General features: G+C 61.5%; 7 protein-coding genes. 2 read left to right on the top strand and 5 right to left on the bottom strand.

Annotated features, from left to right (window positions below; translation table 11 throughout):
* Nucleotides 1-217 precede the first annotated feature (217 nt).
* On the top strand, nucleotides 218-805 hold the full coding sequence (locus tag KGA81_RS10485; RefSeq protein WP_223545728.1) for a TIGR00730 family Rossman fold protein: 588 nt from the start codon (nucleotides 218-220) through the stop codon (nucleotides 803-805).
* A 68-nt stretch (nucleotides 806-873) separates the two neighbouring features.
* Entirely contained in the window at nucleotides 874-1065 is a 192-nt protein-coding gene (locus tag KGA81_RS10480; RefSeq protein WP_110660080.1) for a hypothetical protein, read from the top strand.
* Between the two features lie 214 nt (nucleotides 1066-1279).
* Here KGA81_RS10480 and KGA81_RS10475 read toward each other — a convergent pair whose 3' ends face one another.
* From KGA81_RS10475 to dnaB, 5 genes are all read right to left on the bottom strand, one after another.
* Nucleotides 1280-2170, bottom strand: coding sequence for a transglutaminase N-terminal domain-containing protein (locus tag KGA81_RS10475; protein ID WP_223545727.1), 891 nt, complete (start codon nucleotides 2168-2170; stop codon nucleotides 1280-1282).
* The gene (locus KGA81_RS10470; protein ID WP_223545726.1) at nucleotides 2170-4656 is read right to left on the bottom strand and encodes a circularly permuted type 2 ATP-grasp protein; all 2487 of its coding nucleotides are present in this window, start codon (nucleotides 4654-4656) and stop codon (nucleotides 2170-2172) included. The genes KGA81_RS10475 and KGA81_RS10470 overlap by 1 nt, the downstream gene beginning before the upstream one ends.
* 88 nt (nucleotides 4657-4744) lie before the next feature.
* Complete coding sequence (locus KGA81_RS10465) at nucleotides 4745-8020, bottom strand: DUF2126 domain-containing protein (protein ID WP_223545725.1); 3276 nt, start codon at nucleotides 8018-8020, stop codon at nucleotides 4745-4747.
* A 418-nt stretch (nucleotides 8021-8438) separates the two neighbouring features.
* Nucleotides 8439-10742, bottom strand: a complete 2304-nt coding sequence (locus KGA81_RS10460; RefSeq protein WP_223545724.1) for a YgiQ family radical SAM protein — start codon at nucleotides 10740-10742, stop codon at nucleotides 8439-8441.
* Nucleotides 10743-10888: 146 nt separating this feature from the next.
* Nucleotides 10889-12286, bottom strand: coding sequence for a replicative DNA helicase (gene dnaB, locus KGA81_RS10455; protein WP_007915846.1), 1398 nt, complete (start codon nucleotides 12284-12286; stop codon nucleotides 10889-10891).
* Nucleotides 12287-12328 lie beyond the last annotated feature (42 nt).

Raw genomic sequence — 12328 nt, 5'->3', positions numbered from 1 at the left:
ATCTACCGGCCAAGTGTCTGGTCCGGGCCTATCATCAGGCCGTCCCCCTTCAAATGGAACGCCTGTCATGTCGATCAACAGCCTGTTGTGCAGTTTGCTCGCCGCCTACGCCTGTGGCGCCAGCGGTACGTACGAAACCCCGGAAAACCAAGTCTAGCCCTTGGAGTACAGTGCGCCTGCCTTTACTCTGTGGCCCTGAGCGAACATGGAGCAAGGCATGTCTTTAACATCCGTTTGTGTATTTTGTGGTGCCAGTACCGGCACCAACCCGGCTTATCGTCAAGCGGCTGTGGCCTTGGGCCAGGCATTGGCCGAGCGCAAGCTGACCCTGGTGTATGGCGGTGGCGCCGTGGGCCTGATGGGCATTGTCGCTGATGCGGCCCTGGCAGCTGGCGGTGAAGTGATCGGCATCATCCCGCAGAGCCTCAAGGACAAGGAAATCGGCCACAGTGGCCTGACTCGCCTGGAAGTCGTCGATGGCATGCATGCGCGCAAGGCCCGGATGGCCGAGCTCAGCGATGCCTTTATCGCACTGCCCGGTGGCCTTGGCACCCTCGAAGAACTGTTTGAAGTCTGGACCTGGGGCCAGCTCGGCTACCACGGCAAACCGTTGGGCTTGCTGGAAGTGAACGGTTTCTACAGCAAATTGACGTCTTTTCTCGATCATATCGTCGGCGAAGGCTTCGTTCGCGGGCAGCACCGTGACATGCTGCAAGTGAGCGAATCGCCGCAAACCCTGCTCGATGCTCTGGATGCCTGGCAACCTTGCGTAGCGCCAAAATGGGCCGAGCAAAAACCCAGCTAACGGCTCGGCACCGATACAGGGCAGAATATGCGCCGCTCAACCTCACCTTCGACCCCAGAGGATCGCCCATGGCCAAACCTAATTATTCCTTCGCCAAACGTCAGAGAGACTTGGCCAAGGAGCAGAAGAAAGAGGAAAAGCTTCAGCGCAAGAAAGCTACAGCTGAAGAAGAAGCAGCCGCACTGAACCCGGAAGCAGAAGGTGAAGTGGCCGCAGAAAGTGATGTTGAAGCACCGAAAGATCAGGCACCCGACGCCTGAGACCCTCAGGGCCCGATGATCTGATCAGGCCCACCGGATCTGTGTCCAGGGTTGGCAGCTTTGCTGCCGACCCTCACAGGCCAATCGAATGACTCGAACACACCGTAATACCCTGTGGGAGCGAGCTTGCTCGCGATAGCGTCCCTGCATCCAACATTTCTTTGACTGCCAGTCCGCTATCGCGAGCAAGCTCGCTCCCACATTTTGATCCCTGTTACTCCAGTGGCATCACCGTTACCCGAACTTCCGGGTCGTGGTTCCCGCCTCCCAGAATCACCCCCCGCAAAGGCGACACATCGGAAAAATCCCGGCCCCAGGCCAGGGTGATGTGCTCCAGCGCCGGTTGCACATTATTGGTCGGATCGAAATCCACCCACCCCAGCACCGGGCAAAACACCGAAACCCAGGCGTGGGATGCATCGGCACCGATCAATCGCGGCTGCCCCGGTGGCGGCTGGGTCAGCAAATAGCCGCTGATATAGCGCGCCGCCAACCCTCTGGAACGCACACAAGCGAGCATCAGGTGAGCAAAGTCTTGGCAGACCCCGCGTCGGCGCTCCAGCACCTCCACCAGCGGCGTCGCCACCTGGGTCGCCTCGGCATCGAAGGTGAACTCGCTGAAGATTTTCTCCATCAGCGCCTGCACACCAAGCAGTAACGGTCGGCCGGGCGGAAAACAGCTTTGCGAGAACTCGACGAAGTTTTTCTTCAAATGCACATACGGCGATTCAAACCGGTACCGGCAGGCGTCAAGCAATTCGGGCGACAGCGGTTGGCTGCTGTAGGTCAGCGCGTTTCGAGTGTTTTCCCACGCCGCAGACCGACTGAAGTCCAGCACAGGCCGGGGCAACACTTCGATCGTGAGACTGGCGTTGACCAGCAACTCATCGTGAGGACGCTCGAACGCCAGCCTGGTCAGCGGATTGCCGAATACATCCAGTTCATCGCGACGCGAGGTCGGCTGCGGACTGATCTGCAATTGCCGGTCGGTGCAGCGCTGCCAGGCGCAAGGCCGCGGCCACAAATGCGCCAGTTGCTGGGCCAGGGACACCGGGCTGTCGTAGTGATAATGGGTGTCGTGGAAAATCTGGTAGTGGGCGTTCATCAGACGGACACCGTGCGCTGGCTGACATCGTCGACATGGGCGAAATGCCGCAGCGCCAGTCGATCGGAAACTTGCCCGCTGACGTCGGCGATCTCCTGCAACAGCGCGGCCAGCCCCTCGATGGCAGCGCGAACACTCGCGTCGCCGAACAGCGGGTTCTCCAGGCAGCCCAGATCGAATCGCGCCAGACGTTCTACCAATTGTGGCAGTGCTGCTTCACGCGGTACGCCAAAGTCATCATTGAGCCGTTTGAGGGTGCGGGTCACCAGTTTCAACTGGAACAACACGGCGTGAGGGTTCTGCTCGTCGAGTAACAACAGGTCGAGCACCGGGATCAACTGCGCCACTGCCAGATACCGAGAACGATAGGTGATACTGCTGTTGCCCAGTTCCAGCAACCACTCCAGCCCGGCCTGATCGAAAGCCCCGGCACCCTGCAGGAACGCAGCCAGGCTGCCGCTGAGAAACTGCAGACGCTCGAGCCGTCGGCCAATCATCAGGAAACGCCAGCCTTCGTCCCGGGTCATGTCGTCCAGGGCAAAGCCGGACAGTGCCGCCAGGGACATCACCAGACGGTTGAGGAAATCCAGCAACTCGCCGAAATCCGGCTCTTCGGTTTCCAGCTCCATGGCTTCACGCTGCAACTCCACCAGTGCCTGCCAATTTTCCCGCGAGAGTTTGCCGCGCACCTGTGAAGCAGCCCACTGCAAGCGTTGCAGGTTGGAACGCAGGCTGAACGGCCAGTCATCGCCGAGCAGCGCCGCCAACAGGCGCTCCGGCAATTCGCCCTCATCGGGCAACAACATCAGCCGTTCGCCGAGATCCACCGCGGCCTGCAGGGCTTGCGGGTCGTCGCCATCGACATAGCGCGCCAGCATGATGCGCAGCAGACGGGCACTGTCATCGCATCGTTCGCAGTAACGACCAAACCAGAACAAGTTTTCCACCACCCGCGATGGCAGGTACGGATCGCGCCGCACCAGGTCATGCACGCCGATGTTGCGCTGAGCCTTCCATTGTTCGCCGCTGGGCGCACGATCGCCCAGCACCCAGGTGTCCTTGCTGGCGCCGCCACGCTGCATCGACACCACTTCGGCATCGGCATCGGCGGCGACCCGGGTCAAGCCACCGGGCAGCACCCGATAGCCCTCGCGGCAGGCCACCGCATACACGCGCATGCCGATGGCGCGGGGTTGCAGTTGACCGTCTTCGGCTTGCCAGATCGGCGCCTGGGACAACTGCGCGAGTTCTTGCGCCACATAAGCGTATGGCCGTGCCTGCATGCGTTCGGCGAGCTCCTCGCGCTGCTTTTCACTCAAATCCCGGCCAAATACCGGTGCAAAGCTCTGGGACGGAAATGCCGGCTTGATCAACAGCTCCGGCAGTTTTTCCAGGGCCTGGGCCAATACCGACGCTTCGCCGCACCACCAGGTGGCGATGGACGGCAGGACCAGCTCTTCACCGAACAGGAATTGATTGATCTTCGGCAGAAACCCCAACAACCCCGGCGATTCCAGCACACCACTGCCGAGGGCGTTGGCCACCAGCACCCGCCCCTGCCGCACCGCTTCCAGCAGGCCCGGCACGCCGAGGGCTGAGTCGGTTCGCAGCTCCAGCGGGTCGCAGAAGTCATCGTCGAGCCGGCGCATGATCGCGTGAACCCGGCGCAGACCACTCAGGGTCTTGAGGTAGACCGTGGCGTCACGCACCGTCAGGTCGCCACCTTCAACCAGTGGGTAGCCGAGCTGGCGAGCGAGGTATAAATGTTCGAAATAGCTTTCGTTGAAACGCCCCGGCGTCAGCAGCACGACCAACGGCGCGTCCCCGTCACTCGGGGCCTGACGAGCCAGGGTTTCCTGCAAGGTGCGAAAGAACCCGGCCAGGTGCTGCACCTTCAGATCGCGGTACAGCTCGGGAAAGGCCCGGGACACGATCGTGCGGTTTTCCAGCGCATACCCGGCTCCCGAAGGCGCCTGGGTACGATCCGCCGTGACCCACCAGCGGCCATCGGGTGTGCGCGCCAGGTCCACGGCATACAGATGCAGAAAGGCTCCGTCAGGCGGGCTGATGCCCTGACAGGGCCAAAGGAAGTTGTTGTGACCGAACACCAGCTCGGCGGGCAAAAGACCTTCGGCAATCAGCCGTTGCGGTCCGTAAAGGTCAGCCAGCACGGCATTGAGCAACCTGGCCCGTTGCGCGATGCCGGCCGCCAGGTGCTCCCACTCCTCGGCAGCAATGACATGGGGCAGCAAGTCCAGCTCCCATGGTCGGTCAGCGCCTTTGGGATCGGCATAAACGTTATAGGTAACGCCGTTCTCCTGGATTTGCCGGGTCAGCAGGGCCTGACGCTGCACCAGTTGCGCCGGCGTGCTGCGTTGCAATTGCTCGAACAGCCGGCGCCAGTGCGGGCGCACGGCGCCACTGTCGTCGAGCAGTTCGTGATAAGTGCCCGCCGTGAGCGGGTAGCGGTCTAGCAGGTCAGGCATGGAAAGCTCGGCAGACAGCAATGAACGGTCAGACTAACGCAGGCTCGTGACGCCCGGATATACGTAAAATCCGAGCGTCGCGTACGGTTTAGAAACGTCGCAAATCGAGCGTCATCGGCAGCTCGTCGTTAATTTCCAGATTGGGTACGGGAAGTTTCCCTGGCGTGTGTCCGATGCGGAAGAAACGCGCCATTCGCCGGCTCTCGGCCTCGTTGGCGTTGACCGGCAAGCTGTCGTAATTGCGCCCGCCCGGGTGGGCGACGTGGTACTGGCAGCCGCCCAGCGAACGCTGCATCCAGGTATCGAGCAGGTCGAACACCAGGGGCGCGTGGACCGGGATGGTGGGCTGCAGGCAGTTCGCCGGCTGCCAGGCGCGAAAACGCACGCCAGCGACGAATTCACCTACACGCCCGGTGGGCTGCAATGGCACCGGCACGCCGTTGCAGGTCAGCAGATAACGCTGGGGCGGCAAGCCGCTGAGCTTGACCTGCAAACGCTCCAGCGACGAATCCACGTAACGCACCGTACCACCCACGGTGCCCTCTTCGCCCAGCACGTGCCAGGGCTCGAGCGCCTGGCGTAACTCCAGCGCAATGCCACTGACGGCGTAGTCGCCAACCTTGGGAAAACGGAACTCCAGATGCGCGGCGAACCATTCGGCCCGCACCGGATAACCGGCGGCGTTGAGGTCGACGATGACATCGGCGAAATCTTGCTCGATAAAGTGCGGCAACAGGAAGCGATCGTGCAACTCCGTGCCCCAGCGCGCCAGTTTCGGCGGCGCATAGGGCTCGCGCCAGAACCGCGCGACCAGCGCCCGCAGCAACAATTGTTGCGCCAGGCTCATGCGGGCATGGGGCGGCATCTCGAACGCACGCAGTTCCAGCAATCCGAGGCGCCCGGTGGCACCGTCCGGCGAATAGAGTTTGTCGATACAGAACTCGGCGCGGTGGGTGTTGCCGGTCACATCGATCAGCAGATTGCGCAGCAGCCGGTCCACCAACCATGGCGGACATTCCTCACCCGCTTCAGGCATCTGCGCGAAGGCGATCTCCAGTTCGTACAAGGCATCGTTGCGCGCTTCGTCGACACGGGGCGCCTGGGACGTCGGGCCGATGAACAATCCGGAAAACAGATAGGACAGCGACGGATGGTTGTGCCAGTAGCTGATCAGGCTGCGCAACAGATCCGGGCGACGCAGAAACGGTGAGTCCCCTGGTGTCGCGCCACCCAGCACGAAATGGTTACCGCCACCCGTACCGGTATGACGGCCATCGATCATGAATTTTTCAGTGGTCAGCCGGGTCTGACGCGCTTCTTCGTAGAGGAACTCGGTGCGCTCGACCAGTTCATCCCAGGTCGCGGACGGCTGCACATTGACCTCGATTACCCCCGGATCCGGGGTGATGCGAAAATTGCTCAGGCGTGGGTCACTCGGCGGCTCATAGCCCTCCAGCAACACCGGACACATCAGCTCTTCGGCGGTGGCTTCGATGGCGGCGACCAGTTCGAGGTAATCCTCGACCCGTTCCAGCGGCGGCATAAACAGGTACAACCGGCCTTCCCGCGCCTCGGCGCAGAAGGCGGTACGCGTCAGCCAGTCGGCGGATTCGTCGATCTTCGGCGCACGCTCCTGCACCTCGGCAGACTCGCTTTGGCTTTGCAGTTGCGTAGTGTCGGGCAGCGGCGGGAAATCCTGATTCGGATCTTGCGGATGAATGAATGGATATTCCGCCGCTTTCACCCAAGGCTGCGAACCCAGCGGCAAGCGATAACCCAACGGCGAGTCCCCTGGCACCAGGCGGCAGTGCTCGTCGCGCAGATACCAGCGCCCACTCTGCCACTGGTCGCCCTTGGCGGTGCGCGCCAGCGGCAGGACCTGACCGATGACCTTGTCCAGGCCTTGGCTGAATACTTTGCGTAGACGAGCCCGCTCCAGCGGTTCTTCCAGACGCGAGTCTTCGGCGCTGACGTTTTGCGGCAGCATTCCTTCGCGCCAGAGGAAATAGAAATTGTCTTCGTAGGCTGGAAACACAAAACGTGTCGGAATTTTCAAACGCTCGGCGACACTCGCCAGAAAACGCCCGGCCAGCGCTCCGTCGGCGCCATAGTCTTCCTGCTCATCGGCGATCAGCGCGCTGTTGTGCCAGATCGGCACGCCGTCACGGCGCCAGTAGCAATTGAGCGACCAGCGCGGCAGCTGCTCGCCGGGGTACCACTTGCCCTGCCCGAAATGCACCAGCCCCTTGGGCGCGTAGTGTTTGCGCATGCGCTGGAACAGTTCGGCGGACAACCGTCGTTTATCCGGCCCCAATGCCGCGGTATTCCACTCGGCGCCGTCCGGGTCATCGATGGACACAAAGGTCGGTTCGCCGCCCATGGTCAGGCGCACATCGCCTTCCAGCAGGTCAGCATCGATCTGCCGGCCCAAGGCTTGAATCGCCAGCCACTGGTCGTCGGTGTAGGGCTTGGTGACCCGTGGTGCTTCCCAAATCCGCTCCACGGACATTTCGTGACTGAATTCGCACTCGCAGGGTTCCACCAGGCCGCTGATCGGCGCCGCAGAGGACGGATCGGGACTACAGGCCAAGGGAATATGCCCTTCACCGGCAAACAGCCCGGAGGTGGCGTCCAGGCCGATCCAGCCGGCACCAGGCAAGTACACCTCGCACCAGGCATGCAGGTCGGTGAAGTCCACGTCAGTGCCGGACGGACCGTCAAGACTTTTGACGTCGGCGGTCAGCTGGATCAGGTAACCCGACACGAAACGCGCCGCCAGCCCCAGGTTGCGCAACAGTTGCACCAGCAACCAGGCGGAGTCGCGGCACGAACCGCTGGCCTGGTCGAGGGTGTGCTCAGGTGTTTGTACGCCGGGCTCCATGCGGATCAGGTAATCGATGTCTTCGCTCAGGCGCTGGTTGAGTGCGACGAGAAAATCCACGGCGGGCAACGGTGTGCGGTCGATGCCGTCCAGATAGGCCTTGAACTTTGGCGTCAGGGGCAGGGTTTCCAGGTACGGCGCCAGCTCCTTGCGCTCATCCGCGGCATAAGCGAAGGGGATTTTTTCCGCATAGGGTTCGAGGAAGAAGTCGAACGGATTGAAGATCGCCATTTCTGCCAGCAGATCGACTTCGATTCGCAATTCCTCGGTTTTCTCCGGGAACACCAGCCGCGCCAGGTAATTGCCCTGAGGGTCCTGCTGCCAGTTGATGAAATGCTGCTCGGGCGAGACTTTCAACGCATAGGACAGAATCCGCGTGCGGCTGTGAGCGGCGGGACGCAGGCGAACGATCTGCGGGCCGAGCTCGACAGCGCGGTCATAACGGTAATGCGTGACGTGGTGCAATGCGACATGAATCGACACGGCGTGCCTCCTGCGAGCCTAGAGCGTATGGGAAAGCGCGCAAAACTTATGCCATCCAGCAACGCTGGCGCTTTCTTCTGTTGCCTGAGCCAGTACAGCACCAAAATCGGGCGATGCAGGAAAATGGTTGGAACGTTTGCACGTATTTGTGGCGGTCAGTGGCAAAGTCGCCGCCAGAACCGGCCTCCTCGCGGGCAAGCAGGATTGCCTCACCGCCGCTCCCACAGGGATCTGCTGTGAACACAGTACCGCAGACGACCTCGAACACTGTAGGAGCTGGCTTGCCAGCGAAGCTTTTGGCGCCAGGGAGGACGCCTTCGCTGGCAAGCCAGCTCCTATTACAAAAGCCCTTCCGTTCAGGCTGCACAACGCAAAACGCCAACCCGAAGGTTGGCGTTCTGTTCAGCTCATGCATCGCTTAGCGCGGCACGACCGGCTTGCGAGCTGGCTTGGGCCCCTTGCCCTTGGCGGCTTCCTTGCGCTCCTTGGCCGCTTGCTGGTTGCGGGCGAATGCCGCCGCCTTGGCCTGCTCACGCTTGTCCCACGGGTTGCCGCCGTCGCTGGCGCGGGGTGGCAGGCCGGTGTGCTGGGTGAGGATCCTGGTGGTCTTTTCCCCTGCAACCTTGTGGCTGCCAGCGGGCGTCGAGTTCTTGCGACGGGCGCTCTGATAGCTGTCGGTCGACGGCTGGTGCAAAGGAATCAACTGGTTCTTGCCCGGCCCGATCAGGTCGGCGCGGCCCATGCGGGTCAACGCTTCACGCAGCATTGGCCAGCCCTTCGGGTCGTGATAACGCAAGAACGCCTTGTGCAGACGACGCTGCTCTTCGCTCTTGACGATGGTCACCGCGTCACTCTTGTAGGTGACCTTGCGCAGCGGGTTCTTGCCCGAGTGGTACATCGCGGTGGCGGTGGCCATCGGCGACGGGTAGAACGCCTGCACCTGGTCGGCACGGAAGCCGTTGCCCTTGAGCCACAGGGCCAGGTTCATCATGTCTTCATCGGTGGTGCCCGGGTGGGCGGCGATGAAGTACGGGATCAGGTACTGCTCTTTGCCCGCTTCCTTCGAATACTTCTCGAACATGCGCTTGAACTTGTCATAGCTGCCGATGCCCGGTTTCATCATCTGGTTGAGCGGACCCTCCTCGGTGTGTTCCGGGGCGATCTTCAGGTAACCACCGACGTGGTGGGTCACCAGTTCCTTGACGTATTCCGGCGACTCGACCGCGAGGTCGTAGCGCAGGCCGGAAGCGATCAGGATCTTCTTCACACCCGGCAACTCACGGGCGCTACGGTACAGCTGGATCAGCGCCGAGTGGTCGGTGTTCAGGTTCGGGCAGATGCCAGGGAATACGCACGATGGCTTGCGGCACGCGGATTCGATTTCCGGGCTCTTGCAGGCAATGCGGTACATGTTCGCGGTCGGACCGCCGAGATCGGAGATCACGCCGGTAAAACCCGGAACCTTGTCACGAATCTCTTCGATTTCGCGAATGATCGACTCGTGGGAACGGTTCTGGATGATCCGGCCTTCGTGTTCGGTGATCGAGCAGAAGGTGCAGCCGCCGAAGCAGCCACGCATGATGTTCACCGAGAAACGAATCATGTCGTAAGCCGGGATCTTCTCCTTGCCGTACGCCGGGTGTGGAACACGTGCGTAAGGCATACCGAACACGTAGTCCATTTCTTCGGTGGTCATCGGAATCGGCGGCGGGTTGAACCAGACATCGACCTCGCCATGCTTCTGCACCAGGGCACGGGCGTTGCCCGGGTTGGTTTCCAGGTGCAGCACTCGGTTGGCGTGGGCGTAGAGCACCGCGTCGTTGCGGACCTTTTCCACCGACGGCAGACGAATCACGGTCTTGTCGCGAGTCATGCGCGGGCTGGCCAGGATCTGCACGACCTTGGCTTCCTGCGGATCTTCAACCGGACCCTTTTCCTGCTCGATGGCGCAGGCCTGGGTGTCCTGGGTGTTGACGTACGGGTTGATGATCTTGTCGATCTTGCCCGGACGGTCGATGCGCGTGGAGTCGACTTCGTACCAGTCTTTTGGCGTATCGCGACGGATGAACGCGGTGCCGCGCACGTCGGTGATGTCTTCGATCTTGTGACCGTAGGACAGGCGCTGGGCGACTTCGACGATGGCTCGCTCGGCGTTGCCGTAGAGCAGGATGTCGGCGCTGGCGTCGATCAGGATCGAGTTGCGCACACGGTCCTGCCAGTAGTCGTAGTGGGCGATGCGGCGCAGGGACGCTTCGATGCCGCCGAGTACGATCGGCACGTGCTTGTAGGCTTCCTTGCAGCGCTGGCTGTAGACCAGGCTGGCGCGATCCGGACGCTTGCCGGCCAGGCCACCCGGTGTGTAGGCGTCGTCGGAACGGATCTTCTTGTCCGCGGTGTAGCGGTTGATCATCGAGTCCATGTTGCCGGCCGCGACACCGAAGAACAGGTTCGGCTCGCCGAGCTTCATGAAGTCGTCTTTGGACTGCCAGTTCGGCTGGGCAATGATCCCGACGCGGAAGCCCTGGGACTCCAGCAGCCGGCCGATGATCGCCATGCCGAACGACGGGTGATCGACGTAGGCATCACCGGTGACGATGATGATGTCGCAGGAATCCCAGCCGAGCTGATCCATCTCCTCCCTGCTCATGGGCAGGAACGGCGCTGGCCCGAAACATTCGGCCCAGTACTTGGGATAGTCAAATAACGGCTTGGCTGCTTGCATGTCGATAACCGGTGTTGGCTTTCATTGAATTTCGCGGGCGCGGAATATAGCACAAATTTTGACCAATTCCGACGGCCATGGTCGGAAATTGGTGGGAGCAGGCAATCCCAAGGCTACACATCGCCACAAGGGCCCTGCATCGACAGTTATTCGTCGTCGTCGAAGTTATAGCTACCCGGCGCCAGGTTCTCGAAGCGGGTGTACTTGCCGATGAACGCCAGGCGGATAAAGCCGATCGGGCCGTTTCGCTGCTTGCCGATGATGATCTCGGCGATGCCTTTGTGCTCGGTCTCCGGGTGATACACCTCGTCGCGATACACGAACATGATCACGTCGGCGTCCTGCTCGATCGCTCCGGATTCCCGCAAGTCGGAGTTCACCGGGCGCTTGTTCGGCCGTTGCTCGAGGGAACGGTTGAGCTGCGAGAGCGCCACCACCGGGCAGTTGAACTCCTTGGCCAGGGCTTTGAGGGATCGGGAGATCTCGGAAATCTCGTTGGTCCGGTTGTCGCCACTGGAACCCGGGATCTGCATCAGTTGCAGGTAGTCGATCATGATCAAACCGACATCGCCGTGTTCACGCACCAGACGGCGGGTCCGGGCGCGCATTTCCGACGGGCTGATGCCGGCGGTATCGTCGATGAACAACTTGCGGTCGTTGAGCAGGTTGACCGCCGAGGTCAGGCGCGGCCAGTCGTCGTCTTCAAGCTGACCGGAACGGACCTTGGTCTGGTCGATACGGCCCAGGGAAGACAGCATACGCATGATCAGCGATTCGCCTGGCATCTCGAGGGAGTAAACCAGGACGGCCTTCTCGCTGCGCAACACGGCGTTTTCCACCAGGTTCATCGCAAAGGTGGTTTTACCCATCGATGGACGGCCGGCGACGATGATCAGGTCGGACGGTTGCAGGCCGCTGGTTTTCTCGTCGAGGTCGGTGTAACCCGTGGACAGCCCGGTAATGGCGTTGTCCGTGTTGAACAAGGTGTCGATGCGGTCGATGGCCTTGGTCAGCAGGTCGTTGACGCCCACCGGGCCACCGGTTTTCGGACGGGCCTCGGCGATCTGGAAGATCTGCCGCTCGGCCTCGTCGAGAATCTCGGCGGCAGTGCGGCCCTCAGGGTTGAACGCGCTGTCGGCAATCTCGGTACTGATACCGATCAGTTGGCGCAACGTCGCCCGCTCGCGAACGATCTGCGCATAGGCCTTGATGTTGGCAACGGACGGGGTGTTTTTCGCCAGTTCGCCCAGGTAACCGAGACCGCCAACCTGTGAAGTCTGACCTTCCTTGTCCAGTTGTTCGGACAGGGTCACGACGTCGATCGGCATGTTCTGATCGGCCAGCTTGGCGATCGCGCGGAAAATCAGGCGGTGGTCATGTCGATAGAAATCGCCGTCGGAGACTTGATCGAGCACGCGTTCCCAGGCGTTGTTGTCCAGCATCAGACCACCGAGCACGGCCTGTTCGGCCTCGATGGAATGCGGCGGCACCTTCAGCGCGGCGGTTTGCAGATCGTATTGCTCAGGAGCGGAGATATCGTTCATGGCCACTTGGTTGTTTATAAAAAGCAGGGGTTGAAAAACAGG

It is taken from the genome of Pseudomonas sp. A-B-19, from assembly GCF_019947515.1.
In the GTDB taxonomy this organism is placed as follows: domain Bacteria; phylum Pseudomonadota; class Gammaproteobacteria; order Pseudomonadales; family Pseudomonadaceae; genus Aquipseudomonas.
The sequence above is the reverse complement of the archived record's forward strand: the minus strand, read 5'-3'. Positions and strand labels throughout refer to the sequence as shown.

What these genes read in the sequence shown, in the direction of transcription:
- KGA81_RS10480 (WP_110660080.1), top strand. Translation starts at nt 874, where the DNA reads ATGGCCAAACCTAATTATTCCTTCGCCAAACGTCAGAGAGACTTGGCC.
- KGA81_RS10470 (WP_223545726.1), bottom strand. Translation starts at nt 4,656, where the DNA reads ATGCCTGACCTGCTAGACCGCTACCCGCTCACGGCGGGCACTTATCAC.
- KGA81_RS10475 (WP_223545727.1), bottom strand. Translation starts at nt 2,170, where the DNA reads ATGAACGCCCACTACCAGATTTTCCACGACACCCATTATCACTACGAC.
- KGA81_RS10460 (WP_223545724.1), bottom strand. Translation starts at nt 10,742, where the DNA reads ATGCAAGCAGCCAAGCCGTTATTTGACTATCCCAAGTACTGGGCCGAA.
- KGA81_RS10485 (WP_223545728.1), top strand. Translation starts at nt 218, where the DNA reads ATGTCTTTAACATCCGTTTGTGTATTTTGTGGTGCCAGTACCGGCACC.
- dnaB (WP_007915846.1), bottom strand. Translation starts at nt 12,286, where the DNA reads ATGAACGATATCTCCGCTCCTGAGCAATACGATCTGCAAACCGCCGCG.